The organism is Meiothermus sp. (assembly GCF_026004075.1).
Classification (GTDB): Bacteria; Deinococcota; Deinococci; order Deinococcales; family Thermaceae; genus Meiothermus.
The window spans coordinates 2,304,143-2,321,576 of record NZ_BPIK01000001.1 but is presented as its reverse complement, the minus strand read 5'-3'; the positions used below and the strand labels follow the sequence as shown (position 1 = coordinate 2,321,576).

Here is a 17,434-nt window from a genome sequence, read left to right as displayed (position 1 = left end):
GGATGGCGACAAAAGCGATCCGACCGGTACGCAAACTGGACGAGCGCCACCTGGCCCGCCAGCGCTGGGCGCGGGCCGGCTGGGTGTATGGCGCCATGCTGGCGCTGGCGGTCTTTTTTATCGGGCCCTTTTATGTGGCGTTTCTTGGCAGCCTGAAGGACAACCCCCTCGAGTGGCCCTTCCGCTACAGCTTTGCCCAGACCCAGCCCAAAAACTGGGCGGCGGCCTGGCGGCTGGGGCAGTTGGGCGCGGGTAACCCCTGGACGGGGGGGTTTGCACCTGGGGCCGAGATTCCCTTTCAGATCAGCTATTTTTTGGAGGAGGGGCAGGAGCCCGAGCCCCCTACCGTCACGGTGCCCACCCGGCGGGCCGGGGCCGGCCTGGGGGCCATCTTCGACGAGGTGCAGGCGGCCCAGTACGCCCAGGTTTCCGAGGTGCAGGAGGTGAGCCGCCGTCCGGCGGTGGTGGGCGGTCAGCCGGGCCAGATTGTGACCTACGCCTTCACCATCCGCTATCCCAAGGGCGATGCTGCGGCCAACCAACCGACCATTCCCCGCCTGCCCCTGGATGTGGAGGCCCCCAGGGGCCAGCAGTACTATGCGGCCACCCTCGACCCCAACCGCCTCGAGCGCCGCGGACGGGTGGCGAGCTGGGACAGCGTGACGCCGGGCTTCTTTGGCTATGTTTTCCGCAACTATGTGCGGGTCTTCAACGAGGCCCGCGACCCCAACACCGGGGCCAGCTTCTTTTTGCGCTGGACGGCCAATAGCTTTTTTGTGAGCCTGGCGGTGGTGCTCACCACCCTGCTCTTTGCCTCGCTGGGGGGCTACGCCCTGGCCCGCATGTACCTGCCGGGCAAAAACTATCTGTTCGCTTTCATCGTCTTTACCATGACCGTGCCCAGCCAGGCCACCTTCATCTCCAACTACCTGGTGCTGCGCGACCTGGGCCTGCTGGGGAGCCTGTGGGGCATGATTGTCTGGAGCGCGGTGGGGGCCGGGGCGGTTTTTATCATGAAGCAGTTCTTCGAGTCCATCCCCCGCGAGATCGAGGAGGCCGCCCTGATGGATGGCGCCACCCCCGTCACCACCTTTTTCCGCATCATCCTGCCCATAGCCACGCCCGCGCTGGGGGCGCTGACCATCCTAACCTTCCAGGGCATGTGGAACGAGTTCTTCAAGGCGGCGGTGGTGCTCTCGGGCCAGCAGGCCAGCTACACCCTGCCCCTGGGCCTTTCCTTCTTCCGCAGCGCCTACGGGGTGGCGGGTGACTGGGGCCTGATGCTGGCCAGCGCCTTCCTTTCCATGATTCCCATTATCATCTTGTTCGTGGTCTTCCAGCGCTACTTCGTGGAAGGGGTCTCCACCAGTGCGCTCAAGGGATGAGGCCGATGCCTGTCGCTAGTTCACGCCCAGAATCGAAGGTGTGGAACTGTGCGTTTTAAATGAGGTTTATTAATGCTTCCGCTCAAAGAAGACGATACTTACGCAGTTTTATCAGACCAGGGCCTGGTGGAAGCAGGGGAGCAGGGCTTTTACCGGCACGATACCCGCTACCTCTCGAGCTACACCTGGGTGCTGCCGGGCTTTCGCCTGCTGCTCTCGCATAGCCCCCGCCCCGACCGGTTGGTGCAGCACTGGAGCTGGATTAAGGGCCCCGACCAGGTGGTGGGGGTGCGGCGGGAACTCCAGATGGAACGGGGTGGGTTCTGGGAGCGGCTGGAACTGGAGAACACCGCACTGGAAGCCCATACTTTGGAGATTGCCCTGCAGGCCCAGGCCGACTTTGCCGACCTTTTCGAGGCCAAGGGCTGGCACAGGGTGGAGCGGCGGCTGGAGGGCCTCGAGTACACCGCTCCCGACGGCCTGCGCCTGGCTACCCGCCTCACCTTCGACCCCCCGCCCGTTCAAGAAACAGCGCTCGAGGGCGGCGCGGTGTACACCTGGCGCTTTGCCCTGGCACCCAAACAGAAAGTTCTTTTGCACCTGAAAGGCCGCTTCGAAAGCCCCTTCGAGCCCCACACCCCGCCCCTGCCCAGCTACCAGGACTGGCAGCAACGCTTCCCCCTCCATATGGAAAGCGGACGCAGCCAGCGGGTCTTGGAGCAGGCCATCACCGACCTGCGGGCCTTGCTCTTCTCCCTGCCCGAAGGGCTGTTCCCGGCGGCGGGGATTCCCTGGTATGTCTGCCCTTTTGGCCGCGACTCCCTGCTGACAGCCTACATGATGCAGCCCTGGGCCAGCGACGTAACCCAGGGGGTACTGACCTACCTCGCCAGGTACCAGGGCCGGGAGGTGAACCCGTTTTTGGACGAGACCCCCGGCAAGATCATCCACGAGATGCGCTTAGGCGAGCTTTCGCGCACCGGCCAGGTGCCCTTTGCCCGCTACTACGGCACCGTGGATGCCACCCCGCTCTTTGTCGTTCTGCTGCACCGGTACTGGAAAGACAGCGGCGATATGGCCTTTGTGCGCCGCTTGCAGCCCCACTGGGAGGCGGCCCTGGCCTGGATGACCGACTACGCCGACCCCGACCAGGACGGCTTTCTGGAGTACGCCCCCAACACCCAGAAGGGCCACCTGGTGCAGTCCTGGAAAGACTCCTTCGACTCCCAGAGCCACCGCGACGGCTCGCTGGCCCAGGGGGCCATTGCGGTTTGCGAAGTACAGGGCTATGCCTATATGGCCTATCAGTCTGCGGCGGCGTTTTACCGGGCGCTGGGCCAGACCGGTCAAGCCGAAGCATGGGAGTCTCGAGCCCAGACCCTCCGAGCCCGCTTCCACCAGGCCTTCTGGCTGCCCGAACTGCGCACCTACGCGGCCGGCCTGGACGGGGAAAAACGGCCCATGGCCATCCTCACCTCCAACCCCGGCCACTTGCTGTGGAGCGGCATCGTGCCGGAGGAGGTGGCCCCCCAACTGGTCGAGACCCTCTTCTCCGAGGCGCTTTTTAGCGGCTGGGGGGTGCGCACGCTGGGCGCAGGGGAGGTGCGCTACAACCCGCTCTCGTACCACAACGGCTCGGTCTGGCCGCACGACAACGCGCTATTGATTGGAGGACTGGTGCGCTACGGCTTTTACGAAGAAGCCCTGCGGGCCATGGAGGCGCTCTTCCGCCTGGCCATGACCCAGCCCGACTGGCGCCTGCCGGAGCTGGTGGGGGGCTACCCCAAGCACGAAGGGGAACCGCCGGTGCCGTACCCGGCTTCCTGTAGGCCCCAAGCCTGGGACGCGGCGGCGGTGGTGTATATGCTGCGGCTCATTCAGGAGATCAACCGCAAGCACCCGGTGCAGGGCCTTTTGGCGCTGGGCACGGTTCGGGTATAGCTACAGCAGCCGCGCGTTGCTGGGCCTGGGCAGGCCCTGCCGCACCGCGAGGAGTTCCTGGAGGCTGCGGCCCTCCTCGCTGCCTTCCTGCACCTCGGCCAGGGCCTGGGCTACCTGCCAGAAGGTTTCGCTCTCCAGGTGGCCGGCTTCGGACAGGTAGTCGGCTATGGCCTGCTTGCCTTCGCGCATCAGAAGCAGGGTGCGGTGCAGGGCATCTACAATGGCGATGCCGTCTGACCCCGGCTGGGCGAGGTGTTTGTCTCGAGCCCGCTCTTTAGCGGTGCGTAGGCGGGTTTTTTCCCCTTTGACTTCCACCAAGCTGCCCAGCTCGGCCAGCTCTACCCCCGCGCTTTGGGCCAGTTTGCGGGCCTCGTCGGAGGGTAGCTCGGAGCCGTAGGCCCACAGGGTAAGGAGGGCAAACTGGGTAGGCCCATCCACCATGCCCATGGCCTTTGCGCCCAGCACCTGCTCGAGGGCAAACTCCAGCACAATTTTTCGTACCTCGTCCAGAAACTCCCCCACCCCCACCTCGCGCCCATCGGCCCGCCTGACCACGTCGTAGCGGCTATAGGCCTCGAGCCCCGGCCCAATGGCCGACATAAAAAAGTCGGCCCCGCGAATCCCGGCCTCCCAGAACTCCAGTAGCTGCGGACGAATGGCCTCCTGCATCTCGCGGCGCACGTCGGTAAAGAAGCCCACCCCGCCCCCCTCCCGCTTGGTGCAGTTGAGGAAGGTAGACGAAGCCAGCGCCGCCGACTCCCGCGCCCGCAGCCGCGTTTGCATCTCGGTGTGCATAGGCCAGGAAGCCTCTACCTGGAACCCCGCTTTGATGAGCGCGCTAATAAGGGTCTCCCAGGCCTCGGTGCTCTTGTGAGCAAACACAATGGTGGCCTCGCCCGAGGGCTTTAGCACCCGGTGCATCTCCCGAAAGGCCTCGCTCATCATCTGCTCGAAGAACTCCTTGGCCTTCTGGTTGTCGCCCCCGTGACGCACCGGGTTCTGCACGGCCTCCTCGCGCTTGGGCGTTAGGGGCGTGCGGAAGTGCTCGGGGTACAGGTGGCCGATGGTGCGCTTGAGCCAGACATAAAAAAAGTCGGAGAGGTCGGAATAGGGAACGGCATCGTAGTAAGGCGGGTCGGTAACGATGGCGTCCAGGGAGTTATCTTCCAGAGGAAGGCGGGTGGCAGTGCCGCGTAAAACGTTTGCAGCATTGTGTGATGCAAGAGCTGTAGATTCAGCGACACGAACGCTCCAGTCAATTCCACCTTCCCAGTTTCCTGATGTTTCTGCTATTGGAACCGTCTCAGCATAATCCCATACCATTGGCAAAGCCTGCCGTACAAATGTGTGACCGATGTACTCACCATGATTGGCCCACGTGCAGATGTTTGAGTTATAGTCTGCGACCTTATCTAAGGCAACGCCCAAATACGTCGCCACCCCTCGAGCCCACTCTTCATCCATCCCCACCTTCAACATCTCGGCGTGGGCCTCGCGCACCCATTTGGCGAAGGTGACCAGGGCCAGGGCCTGGCGGGGGTTGAAGAGCTGGCCCCAAGTATTCGGCCCGTACTCGCCAACCCAGAAGTTGCGCTTGTCGGCAACATTGATAGGTTCGTCGGGTAATGGGTTTAGAGGGGATTCGTTCACTACAAAATGGTTTTGCAGGTCTCTCAGCGTTTTATCTAATTGCTCTTGGGCTGCTTCAAAAACACGGAGGTCTTCCGGGGTTGCAGTTCGATAGGATTTCCCATCCTTTTCCGTAGAGAGCACAACAGCAAGGAGTCTTTGCCCCATCCGACCTTCAGTGCCTTGCTGACGAATCGAGTCATTAGCAACCGCACTGCCGCATACAGGGCAGACGGCGCTACCCCGTGTGATTGTCCCTTCTTCCGGCCACTCCTCGCTTTTGCCGACGCTTACCACCTCGAAGGCAATGGTCTTGGCCGCGGTGTTTACCTTTGGCTTCAGGGCAATGCGCTTTTTGTCTTTTTTAGCCAGCCACCACTGGCGCACCAGAGGAACCTCGGCCCGGCAGGTGGGGTTGGTGCAGGTGACGGTGCGGGCCCACAGGTAGGCCACGGGGGTTTTGCCGTCGGGGTCGGGGGGGTAGAACTCGGATAGCTCGGCCTTGGCCCGTTCCAGCACCCACTCGCCCCAGTAGCGCACCTCGGCGGCCAGCGGGTTTTGCTGGTAGCTGCTTGCCCACTCCCCCTGGTGCACGGGCGTAGAACGTCCCGACAGGGGATCGTCCCCCTCGCCAAAGTCCAGCGACTGGCGGCCTTTGCTTTTGGCGTTGTCCTTGGCCCGGATGTACTCGGGCACCGGGCGGCTGCCGGGCTGGCCGTACTTTTGCGGGTACTCCAGCGTGGCCCGCTGGATAAGGTGGGCAACTGGGTTGAGGTCGAGGCTGTACACCTCACAGCCCAGGCGCAGGGCTTCGAGCGGAATGGCCCCGCCCCCGCCGAAGGGGTCGAGCACCTTGGGCGGCTGGCCCCCGTTGGCCTCCAGCACCCGGCGGCGGGCTTCCAGAATGGCCGCGTTGTTGCCGTCCTTCACGGCCTCCCAGGGGACGATTTGCTTCACCAGCTCGTAGTTTTCGTCGGTGTCGGGCACCAGCGTGGCGAACACCGCGGCGCGGCTGGCGGCCAGGGGGCGGCGGGCCCACCAGATGTGCAGGGTGGAGATGTGGCCGTGGCGGATGGACTTCTCCTTGGCGGAGGCCTCCGAGATTTCCTTGAGGGGTAAGCGGTGCTCGATGAGGCGGCGTTTTGGGTTCATATTAACTCCTGAACTCGACAAAAACTCTGATTCAGAGTTAAGAAATCAACTTTCAGAGTTTATGCTGAGATACTCGTAGTGGGCTGAACGACCTTTGCCCACCAGGCGCACTTTCCCAGCTTTTTTCAGCTTACGCATCAGATACTCGGCCTGGGATGGGGTCAGATGGCATAGCCCAGCAACTTCCCCGCGGGTGATGCTACCGTGGCTTTTGAGGTAGGTGAGAACCATCTGTTCCTGTTGAAGGGCGTCGAAACCACGGCGATGAACATAGGCCGAAGGCCTCCCCAGACGCTTGTACACCCCCGCGCTCAGGTGATAGACCCGTCCTCTCTTGGCCCCCCTGGCCTCCAACAGACCCATCTCTACCATCTCCTCTAATAGGGTTCGGGCTCTTGACTCGCCCTGCTGAATGAGGCGTGCGGTCTCGGCCACGGTGAGTTCTCCCTCGTTGGTTACCTGGCGCAATACCAGGAGGTGGGGCCAGCCAAGCTCCCTTCTCTGGCGGTCTTGGACCTCAAGGATGAGGCGGACAAAGTTCAGGTCGGCCTTGCCCCCCGGCAGCACCACTTTTACCGTGTCTCGAGTGGTTCCAGAATAGTCGGGTGGGCGCCTACCCAAACCCAGCACCTCGCGGAAGATGCGGTCAATGCCACGTCCGGTGCGCTCCACCAGGCCCAGACGCTTGAAGGCATCGGCCAGGGTGCGGTTGCGTGGCCTGGGCTCCACCACCAGGAGGTTGTCCAGGGTCACCCCCTCCACGAACCCCCCAGGGTTGCTGATGACCAAGCCCCCGGCGTCCGGGTCAAGGCGCACATAAACCGCCTGCAAGAGGGCATAGTCTCGGTGCACCAGAGCATTGGCCAACGCCTCGCGGAAAGCCTCCGGGGGAAAGAGGGGCACTGGGATTCGATACAGACCGAAGGAGAACTCTTCCTCGGGGTTATGAGCCTGCAGACGTTGCTCAAGGCGCTCGAACAGCTTGAGCAGGGGCTCATGGAAAAACTCGTTGACGGCCACCTGCCGGTCTTCGCGCAACACCTGGAAAGCGGCCTCGTGGGTGGGCACCAGTCGGCGGATGGCCTCGTCCCTGCCCAGCAGGAGCACCCCCGCCACCGTGGGCAGGAGTCGCCCGTCGCCGCTGACCACCAGGCCCAAGGCCTGCGCCAATTCCTCGTCCGGGAGGTCGAGCAGGGTTTTGTCGGCTCGAGGGTTGCGCTGGATGGTCTGACGCAGGCGCTCAAACTCCAGGGGGTTCAGGTCCTCCCATGTCGCTTTTTGCAGGGCCTGGGCGGTGTAGTCGTGCTGGTACAGCTCGGCCAAGCGAGAAGCCAGCTCGTGCGGCTGAAGGAAGCGGCACTCCGGCTGACCGCGGCCCACGATGAAGCGACGCGGCACCCGGCCATCGGTGAGGGCCACCAGGTGAGGAGCCCTCGCCACCCTCAAGGCCACCACCACCCCATCGCGGGTTTGCACCTGGTGCACCTCAACCTGAACACCGGGGCTGGTCTTGTTGGCGATAAGGGCTTGCAGAAGGTGGGGATTGACCGGCAAGCGCTTAGGGTGGAGCCCGCTGATGCTGCCGTCATCCTCCACCCCCAGCAGAAGCCATCCCCCTTCGGTGTTGGCCAGGCAGGCTACCGCCTCAGCCAGCTCAACATCGGGGATGGGGGAATCACGTTTGAACTCGCAGTGTAGGGATTCCCCTTGGTTTACTAAGGCCAACAGCTCGGCTTCCGTCACAGGACTATTCTATGTTGTACTAGCCAGCATTCGGCCCCAGGGGTATGCCGCTTCACTCATCACTCTGGCGTCAGAAGGGGCGGTTGGATAGGCGTTTCTCGGGATTTCTTTGCTGGTGGGGACAGGGTATCTTCCAGTTGCATGAAGGTTTGGTCGCCTGGGAAAGCAGGCAGGGGTTGGGCCATGCCCTGGGCGATAAGGGCTTGGTTGCCCTCTATAGGAAGATCGAATACAAATGCTGGCCGACCCAGGCGCTTGGCCTGAGCCACGGCATCCCAGGTGCCGCTCATGCGTTTTTTGCCCTGTTCTACAGTTTCTTTGAGACCTGTTTGGGCTACCAATAATGCATCCGACAGAGCCACTACAATGCGGTTTCGCATCATGGCGTACTGGGCTTTCCAGGGTGCGTCCGGGTGCAATTCCGAAAGCAAGGCCAGCCGCCCCGAGAAAATATCCTCTTGATACTCTCGCAAAAGCTTGAAAGTTTCCTTGGCTGAAATCCCATACGGCAAAACCCCGATGGCCTTCCCAGCTACCTCCCTGACCCCGTGGAAAGCCTCGAGGTCTGCGCCACGGGCCATGCCGGTAACCACTGCGTAGCCTTCCTTCCCGAAATACCGCCCAGCCCTTCGGGTGAGCTCGAGGGCCTCCGGGCTGGCGTTCCTCGAGCCCACGATGGCAATTGAGCGCTTACTCTGCAGCAGACTAACTTCACCCGCCACGTAAAGCACCAATGGCGTGTTCTGGCGTAGGGTTTGTTTGAGCCGAACGGGGTACTCGGGGGCCGCCCCCGGTATGACCCGTATTCCCTGACGTTTCAGCTCCTCTAGAAGAAACCCTGTTGCCGCTGCTTCTTCCAGGATTTTTTCCATCACGGCCCTGGTGTTACCGGATAGCCCTGGCAGACCACCCTCGACGAAGCCCTCGAGGTTTCCACCCGCTGCCCGCAAAATCTGCATTTTCTCGGCAGTCTTGAGGCCTGAGTGCGCCAGAAGCATCCAGTACAGGGGGTTCATACGTCGTCACTGTGGCGGGTCTTGGCTAGTGCGAAGGCAAAGAGCCGGCCAGCTCCTGCCCGCTTCAATGCCTTGCCCACCTCCTCTAAGGTTACCCCTGAATCCATCACATCATCTACTACCAGCAGGTTTCCCTGGATGCCCGGCCTGCCCAGGAAGGCGTCTTTGAGGTTTTCGCGCTTTTGGGTTCGATTGGTGAAGTTTTTTTGCGGCTCCGTTTCCCTTACCTTGCAAACCACATCCAGAAAAGGTATCCCCAAACTTTGAGCCAGCCGCTTTGCAAAGTCTTCCACCAAGCCCCCGCTTTTGGTAGAAGGTACAGCAACTACACCAGAAATCCCCTGGTCGGCCCAGTACTTCCAAATCACCCTGGAGGAGTCTTGTACAAGCCAGTCGGGGAATGGGGTATGCGTTTTGTACTTGCTTGCATGAACGGCTTCTCCCACCCGGGTGTCCTTGTAGTAGTCCAGGGCTCGGCCATCTTCGAATACTGGGGCTTTCAGGTGAAGCTTGGGGTGTGTTACATGTTCTCTCGCCCGCTGCACCAAATCGGCGGTTAGGGAAGGTAAAGCATCCTGGCGGCAGTTATCGCACTGCCTGCAGGGCTTGGTTTCCGGGTCGCCCAGATAATTGCACAGGTACACCATCCGGCAGGTCTGGGTGTTTACATACGCAATCATGGCCTCGAGGTCGGCCAGTTTATGCTGGCGCAGCTCGTTTTGAGCATCAAAACTTGGGGTTCCGTGGGCAATGGCTCGGTAATAGCCTTGCGGATCTTTCTCCCCCACTAACTTTTGCTCCTGCAAATCGGCGATAATATTGCGTACGGCTGTTTGCGAGAGCCCGGTCTGTAGCATAATGTCTCTTTCTCTCAAAGCGGATTTATGCAACAGTGAAAGAACCTGGTGGTAGCTATCCGGGCTGGGTTTGCTTCCATTAATGAAGCTTTCCTGTATGCTTCTATCCTCTGGGTTATAAAGCAGAATCAGACGAGCGGGTTGCTGATCGCGCCCTGCGCGGCCAATCTCTTGATAGTAGTGCAGCATGGAGCCGGGGAACTCGGTGTGGATGATGAAGCGAATGTCGGGTTTGTTCAGGCCCATGCCTAAGGAGTTGGTTGCCGCAATTACTTTGAAGGCATTCTCCATCAAGCCCCTTTCGCGTTCTAGACGCTCATCCGGGCTCAGATCGCTGTGATAGTAGGTGGTTTTTATCCCAAGATTGCCCAGGTAGCTAGCTACGTTTTCAGTCATGGCTTTTGTGGCGCAGTAAACGATACCGGTGCCCTCGAGCGTGCTGACCCAGTAGTCCACCCACGCGAGCTTTTCTGCTTCGCTGCTGACCGGAATAACGTTCAGCCAGAAATTGGAGCGTACCAGGTTGCCCCGAATCACCTTTGCTTTCGCACCCAGTTGACTTTCGATGTCCTGCTCGACCCTTTTTGTGGCAGTAGCTGTGACGGCTACAACGGGTGTTTGAGGGGGTAAGTGCTGAACAAGCTCAACAATTCTCCGATAATCTGGGCGGAAGTCGTGCCCCCAGGTAGAGATGCAGTGGGCTTCGTCTATAACCAGAGCTTTGATGGGCAATTCGGGCAAAAATTCTTTCCAGAGAGAGTTTTTTATGCGCTCGGGCGAGATGAAAAGCAAATCGAGCTGCCCCTTCTTAGCTTGCTCCAGGATTGCTGTATGCAGTGACTCGTCCTGATCGGAGTTGAGAGTCTGAGCCCGCAGGCCGTACTGATCTGCTTCTTTGACCTGGTCACGCATAAGGGCCCGCAAGGGGGTGAAGACCACGGTCAGCCCCTTAACGGCGGCAATCATCTGGTAAACCAGGCTTTTGCCCCAGCCCGTAGGTTGAACTAGTAGCACCCGCTCCCCGGCCAGTGCTGCTTGAATGGCCTCGAGCTGGCCGGGGCGAAAGGATGGAAGACGAAACTTGTTTTGAAGAAGATGTGTTAGAGCTTCCTCTTGCATACGCAAAAACGATATGGGGATAAGCTTAGTTTAGCTGTGAGAATTGCACTTGAATAAAACTTAACCGGAAGGCTGCGCCACCCGCTGCCAGGCTGCCAGGTCCAGGACATACCGCACCACGCTCACCTCTTCCCCTGGGGTGAGCTTGGCTGCTGGGTTTTGGATGAGGTACAGGCGGGGGCTGGTGAGGGCCTCGGTCACGATGTAAAGCCAGTACTGCTCGCCCAGCCGCTTGGAGGCAATCCACTCGTTAGGGGTGAGGACCACCGGCCCCACCCCGGCACGGCCCTTGACCTCGATGTGACGGCCCTCGGAGCGAATGTCGTAGCCCAGGTTCTCGCGGCTTACATCCTGGGGGTGGCGGCCTGCCTTGCGCTCGTAGGCCAGCGCCACTTGCATGGCGGCCTCCTCCACGGCCTGGCGTGTAGCGGGATCGTCTTCGCTGGGTATTCCAGAGGGGCGGGGGTATAGGTAGGCCAGCGCCACGACCTGGGCAGGTTCAGGGTGCAGGGTTTCGGCCCGCCGGAGTTCTTCCTCGAGGGAGCGCTGGCGGGCCTCGAGCTCCTGCAGTCGGCGTTCTTCCTGCAATATAGCCAGACGCATCGCCTCCCCTTCATCCGACTTAAGTTTGTACTGGGTCAGTTTCTTTACCGACGCGTCAATCAAATACTCCAGGCTTCGGCTGGCGTACTTCCGCCGAATGGCGACTTCCCGCTGCCGCGCCTGGGCTACCTGGCGGTAGAAGTCTTCCAGCACATGTTCATAAGCCCAGGCGAGTAGTTTTTCTTCTGCGCCAGCCCCACTTGCCAGGGGCTTTGTAGCTGGGGCAGGCTCGGCATCTACGATGACCTCCGGCGGTACGGGCTCTACTGCTTCCCCTGCGAGTGCGGCGTAAAGCCTGCGGGATACCGTCTGCCCCAACCCGTCTACCACGCTCAGCTCCAGGTAGCCCAGCACCCCTTCGGCGCCCTGGTCGGTCTGGAAAACAGCCCCCTGGCGCAGCACGGGTGCGGCCTGGGAGAGCATCTCCTCCAGAACCAGGTCGAAAAGGGGATGGCCGGGGGCGATGAGTTCGGCCTCGAGGCGGGCTTTGGGGTCGAAAGTGGTCTTTCCGTACTCGCGGGCCAGTACCCCCGGCTGCTTACGAACCAGGTCGTATGGCACTGCGATCCGAAACAGGCCGTCGCTCCGTCGTTCCACGCCCCCGCCCAGACGGGTGAGGGCCCGCACAAAGAACCGCTGGGTGTACTCGGGCTGCAAACGGTGTTCCTCCGAGCGTTCGCGCTCCTCGCGCAAGCGGGAGAGGTCGAGTTCGCGTTGGGCCAGGGCTTCCAGGGTGACTTCTCGCAGGTAGGCCAGCCGTTCGGGCGACAGGCGGGCCTCCACCATGGCCCGGATTTGGGCCAGGGATTTGCGGCCGGTCAGGTGTTCCAGGATGAGGGCTTCCAGGTTAACGTCGGAAAGCAGCTCGCCAACCACATCGTAAACCCGGTCGGAGCCCATCTGCGCCCGCATAACTTCCAGCTTGTCCAGCACCACCTGCAGCACCTCGCCCTCGCGGGTGCCCTGGGCGATTAGGTTGTAGATGTGCACGTCGAACCGCTGACCATACCGGTGCACACGGCCCATGCGCTGCTCGAGGCGGGTGGGGTTCCAGGGTAGGTCGTAGTTGACCATTACCGCGCAAAATTGCAGGTTAATGCCTTCGCCTGCGGCCTCGGTAGCCACCATCACCTGGGCGCTGTCGCGGAATTCGCGCTCGCGCGAGACCCGTTCTTCCAGCCTCATGGAGCCGTCAATCGAGGTGACGGCATAGCCGCGCTTTTTGAGTACCCCTACCAGAAATTCCAGGGTGGCCTTGTGCTCGGTGAAGATGAGCAGTTTCTCCTGTCGTAGCCCCTCCAGAACCGCCAACAACTCTTTTAGCTTGCGGTCGTCTTCCAGCCGGGCCAGGGTGCGGGCCTCTTTGGCCAGGTCTTCCAACTCGGCAAGTTCGCCCTCGAGTTCGGGGAGGTTGCGGGCCAGAGTTAACCGCTCAGACAGGCTATTTTCCAACTCCCAACGCTCTTCTTCGCTCATCTCCTCGAGGTCTTCTTCGGTGTAGTCGCCGTAGGGGTTTTCCTGGAGCTTGAGCACCTGCTCCCGCAGCGAGGAAAGACGCCTGAGCCGGTTTTCCAGGCTTTGGGCAATGGCATAGCTGCTGCTGGCTAAGCGCCGCTGTAAGACCGTCATAGCCAGTCCCACGTTGCGCCGCTGTTCCTCCCAGGCCCGCTTGAAGTGTTTGGCCACGTACGCACTAACCCTGGCATATAGTGCCTGCTCGCTGGGCGAGAGTCGGAAGGATAGGCTGTGTACATAGCGAGGTGGGAAGAGGGGCTTACCCTCAAAGTCGGTCATGTCTTCTTTGAGACGCCGTAGCAGGATGGGATTTTCCCCAGCCCGGGCTGCTTCTTCCAGCAAGGTGGTATGGGCGAAGAGGTCGGGCTCCAGCAGGTCGAGCAGGAGCCGGAACTTTTCATCGTCGCCCTGGTGAGGGGTGGCGGTAAGGAAGAGCAGGTGGTGGCTTTGGCGGGCAAGCACCTCGCCCAGGCGGTAGCGCTGCGATTTTTTGACCTCGGGCCCGTAGCGGGTGGCCGAGAGCTTGTGGGCCTCGTCCACCACCACCATATCCCAGGAGGCCTGTTCCAGGAGGCGTAGGTTTTCCTCTCGCTTGGCAAAGTCCAGGCTGGTGATGAGTTTGGGCCGCTTGAGCCAGGGGTTTTCCTGGTAGAGGGCGGTGGTGGTGTTGCGGTTCATGACCTCGAAGGTTTCGCCGAATTTCTCTTTGAGTTCGCGTCGCCACTGGTCGGTTAGGTTGGCCGGGGTCACAATCAAGACCCGCTCCAGCAGGCCGCGGTACTGGAGTTCCTTGAGCAATAGCCCGGCCATGATGGTCTTGCCAGCACCGGGGTCGTCGGCTAGCAGAAAGCGCACCCGCGACTTTTTCAGAAGCACGCCATAGACGGCCTCGAGCTGGTGCGGTAGAGGGTCAATGCGGCTGGCCGAGACAGCAAAAAAGGGGTCAAAGAGGTAGCCGAGCTGGATGCGACGGGCCTCGAGGCCCAGAGCGAACAGTTCGCCGTCGCCGCCAAAGGGCTCGGCCTCGGCCTGGGTCAGGCGCAGCAGTCCGCTTACCTCATCCGTGCTCAGCAGCCGGTGGAAGACCTGGCGGCTTTTGAGCCCTTCTACCGCCAGGGCAAAGCGGCCCCCGGCCTGGCTAAGCCGCAGCACCCGTACTGGTTCGGGCCAGTAGGGGGCCTCCACTACCCGGTCTATGAGGGAATTCCACTGCACGGCTATTCCTCGTGCCACTCGTACTTAAGACCGTGCTGGTCGAGAATTTCTTTTGCCGAGGTGTTGAGCACACCCTCGTCAAGCCCTTTTGGACTGGTGGCCTCGATTTCCACCCGGAGCTGCACCGTGCCCCCAGCATCGCGCAAACTCTTGGCCAAGTCCACCAGTGTAGGGATGCGCGAAAGCTCGAGCTGCTCGAGGGTCACCCTTACCTTGGTTTTAACAGTCTTCTTGTCCGAGCCATTATTGGGAGGCGATACGGGCTCGTCTTGATCTAAATCTTCGTTCTCGTTGGTATCTGTAGAATGCCCAGGCTCTGATCCTGGGCGCGGTAGTTTGCCAGGTCGGGCCAGCACATAGGCCTCGCCAAAGAAAACCTGCTCTGTCCCAGGAGGCCGACTGGCATCCCAGACCTGGGTGAACCCATCGTTTCCCTTCACCCCCAGCTCGAACAGGTGGATGCGGATGCCCTGGAGGATGGCATTCTTCAGCACCTCGTCTTGCTCCAAAAATGGCAGTTGGGGCAGGCGCAGGAAGTACTCGCGCAACTCGCGCAGGTTCAGATAGGGTTCATCCTGAGGCCATAAGCCCCAGGGACCATGCACCAAATAGGCCGGGTCAAGCTTGTTCAGCAGCAGCTCCTCGGCTCTCAACACCTCGGTTACGGCGGCCTGGAGCGTAGGCTGGGTACGGGCGTAGGCGGTGAGGTCGAAGAATCGGTAGGAGCCTTTGGCGTCTTGGGGTTCCAGCATGCCTGTATAGCTGCTCTTGAGCAACACCGGTAGGGCTTCACGGGCCTCTTTCAACAGCCGGGTGAGTTCAGCCTTCTGCTCTTCCGAGAGCACCAGGCCCCGGTCGGACTGAATATCTTCGAGTGCCAGCAGTTTGCGGGCTGCTTCCTGGGCCCGCAGATAGGGGGTTTTGGCAAGAGCAAGGTAGAGTGTGGTGTTTTTGTTGATCCGTGGCCCCGAGGCGTGATTGTCCTGGATGATGTGATAAAGCCGTTTCAGGGCTTCTTCGTCGTCGTGGGGAGCTTCGGGTCCAAGCAGCACAAGCTTGAGCTGGGACGAGTCAGGCACCTCGCGGTGGCTCTGCGGCCAAACAAAGACCTTGAACGGCCCTGACCCCGCTACCTTCTCTACCTGGCTCTGGAGGAGGGTCTCCAGCGCTTCTGCCTTGACCTGGGCCATGCGGTCGGCCAGTACGGCGTTCAGGTTGGGCTGGGCTTTGAAACTCCAGCTCCCGTTGGCATAAAGGTAATAAAGCCGTCCCTTTAGATTGTCCAGCGCATCCCCTACCAGAAGAGGGGTAATCCCCTCGGGGTAGGCCAGGGCCAGGTTAAGCTGGGGACGGGTGGCCCCTTGCTGGGCCCCGCCGGAGTGGGAGTACATAAAAATTGCGGTGGCTAGTGATTGACCCAGCCGATGACGGGCATACTCGCCCCCTAGCTCGCGGTCGAGCAGATGGGCCTTCCCCTCGGGAGGGACGATGTCCGAGGCCAGAACCGACTCCCAGTTGGCCTCACCCAGCACGCTGGTTATGGTGGCCCTCAGGTCGGCGTCCCCCAGGGTTGCATCTCCAAGCCCAATCAGAGGCCGGGCGGTGGGGCTTAGGTAGTCGGTCTCAACAACCCGAGCCAGTAGACGCAGTACGCCACGGGTTTTTTGGAAGGTCTGGAGGGTGCCCCAGCGCTCGTAGAGCACCTCCACCAGTGTGGGATGGAAGGGGAAGGCCTTGAGCATCTTGCGGCCGTACTCGCCGCTGCGTACCTCGCTGGGGAGTTCGTTGCGGTAGGCATCGTAGGTTTTCATGTAGGCCGCTACCACATGCTTGGCTGCCTCTCCGTCAATCCGCTCGAACAGGCGTCGCCTCAGTACCTCGAAGATTTCCTCACCCTGCACCGGCATTCGCACTGCCTGTACCCGCCCGAAGATTTTCTCCAGCCGGGCAAAGACCTGGGGTGCTTCCTGGTGGTCGTAGTACTCGAGGTGCGACTCGGGGAAGGTGGTGATGAGCGCAGCGTTGGGCAAGCCTCCTACCACCTCGCTAAGCTCCTGTAAGAAAGCGAAGGTCTGGGCTTGTAGGTTGGTATGGCCTAGCGCAACCGAGGCGGCCTTGACCTGATAGACCAGTAGCTCGTCAATCAGAATGAGAACCGGGCTGTAAGCCTCCAGCAGCTCGCGTAAAGCCTGCTTACCGGGAGGGCTTCGGTTTTCGTCGGCAGCCTGTAGCTTTTCGTAGCCGTTTCGACCCCCAAGCTGGTAGGCCAGCTCGCCCCACAGGGTGTGCAGGTGCAAACCTTCTATCTTGCGCCCCTGGGCTGAGAGTTCAGTGCCTACCAGCACGGCCACCCGGGCTTTGGGCATGTCTCTGAGCCCGGCTTCTTGCAACAGGCTCTGTACCTCGGGAAGATCCAAGAGCTCGCTGTACGCCTTGACCAGGTGATATAGCGCAATGAGGGTGTGGGTTTTGCCGCCACCAAAAGGGGTGCGGAGCTGTGTTACAGCCTCCCCACCCAGCCCTGAAAGCCGCCGCAAGGTGTCTTTCAGGATGGTAGCGAGTTCTTGGGTTAGGTAGGTTTTCTTGAAGAAAAGCTCGGCATGGCGGTACTCAGCCGGCGCCCGCCCGGCCACCACGTCGTCGAGCTTCGCTGCAAAGGTGTTCTCGTCGAAGTCCCCCCGACGGATGACCTCATCGGGCTCAGCCAACTGCCACCAGGGAGGGAGGCTACCCTGAGGTGCCTTGGGCAGCTCACGCGCCATCAGCTTTCGTACCTGTTGGGCAGTCTCTTCCGCGCCGATGATTCGGAGCAGCCGGGCCATGCTATCCAGGGCTCGGTTGACATCGTCTTCGAGGAGTTCCTTTTGGTGTGCCCAGTCGTTGCGTACCTCGCTAATCTCGTCGGCCCAGGTGACGGCTCGGTTGTAGTTCCGGCCTAAAACACCCCGGAAAACCTCCCGCTGGCCCAACAAAATGTCTTTGAAGTGATTGAGGTCGAGCGTCTCCTCGGCGGTTTTGCCACGCTTCATCTCCTCGAGTACCAGCCCACGCCGGTTCTCACTCAAAGAACCCAGGTAAGCTTCAACCCAGCCCCGCCCCTCACCGTGTGCTTGCTTGAGCGCTTGTAAGAAAAAAGGCTTTAATGCATCTGCATACAGTTTGAGAGCTTGACCCAGGTGATTATAGGCCTTCATGCTGCTATTCTATGAGCAAAAAAGCGATAAGGTGGGTGCGCATAACCGGTTAGACTAGGCCCTGT

Annotated in this window: 8 protein-coding genes; 2 read left to right on the top strand and 6 right to left on the bottom strand. The window is 61.0% G+C overall.

Annotated elements, in window-relative coordinates:
- Positions 1 to 2 precede the first annotated feature (2 nt).
- Positions 3 to 1,385: a carbohydrate ABC transporter permease gene (locus Q0X18_RS11180; protein ID WP_297562375.1), complete on the top strand. Its 1,383-nt coding sequence runs from the start codon at positions 3 to 5 to the stop codon at positions 1,383 to 1,385.
- Between the two features lie 72 nt (positions 1,386 to 1,457).
- Positions 1,458 to 3,326, top strand: a complete 1,869-nt coding sequence (locus Q0X18_RS11175) for a glycogen debranching N-terminal domain-containing protein (protein ID WP_297562372.1) — start codon at positions 1,458 to 1,460, stop codon at positions 3,324 to 3,326.
- Here Q0X18_RS11175 and Q0X18_RS11170 read toward each other — a convergent pair whose 3' ends face one another.
- From Q0X18_RS11170 to Q0X18_RS11145, 6 genes are read right to left on the bottom strand one after another with little or no spacing between them, the layout of a single operon-like run.
- On the bottom strand, positions 3,327 to 6,107 hold the full coding sequence (locus Q0X18_RS11170; protein ID WP_297562369.1) for a DUF1156 domain-containing protein: 2,781 nt from the start codon (positions 6,105 to 6,107) through the stop codon (positions 3,327 to 3,329).
- Positions 6,108 to 6,152: 45 nt separating this feature from the next.
- Positions 6,153 to 7,850, bottom strand: coding sequence for an ATP-binding protein (locus Q0X18_RS11165; protein WP_297562367.1), 1,698 nt, complete (start codon positions 7,848 to 7,850; stop codon positions 6,153 to 6,155).
- A gap of 59 nt (positions 7,851 to 7,909) precedes the next feature.
- Positions 7,910 to 8,866, bottom strand: coding sequence for a DNA-processing protein DprA (locus tag Q0X18_RS11160; RefSeq protein ID WP_297562364.1), 957 nt, complete (start codon positions 8,864 to 8,866; stop codon positions 7,910 to 7,912).
- Positions 8,863 to 10,842 carry a RecQ family ATP-dependent DNA helicase gene (locus Q0X18_RS11155; protein WP_297562362.1) on the bottom strand — a complete coding sequence of 660 codons (1,980 nt, stop codon included), beginning with the start codon at positions 10,840 to 10,842 and terminating at the stop codon, positions 8,863 to 8,865. The genes Q0X18_RS11160 and Q0X18_RS11155 overlap by 4 nt, the downstream gene beginning before the upstream one ends.
- Before the next feature lie 60 nt (positions 10,843 to 10,902).
- Positions 10,903 to 14,175, bottom strand: coding sequence for a helicase-related protein (locus tag Q0X18_RS11150; protein WP_297562360.1), 3,273 nt, complete (start codon positions 14,173 to 14,175; stop codon positions 10,903 to 10,905).
- A 2-nt stretch (positions 14,176 to 14,177) separates the two neighbouring features.
- The gene (locus Q0X18_RS11145) at positions 14,178 to 17,369 is read right to left on the bottom strand and encodes a DUF499 domain-containing protein (RefSeq protein WP_297562358.1); all 3,192 of its coding nucleotides are present in this window, start codon (positions 17,367 to 17,369) and stop codon (positions 14,178 to 14,180) included.
- Positions 17,370 to 17,434 lie beyond the last annotated feature (65 nt).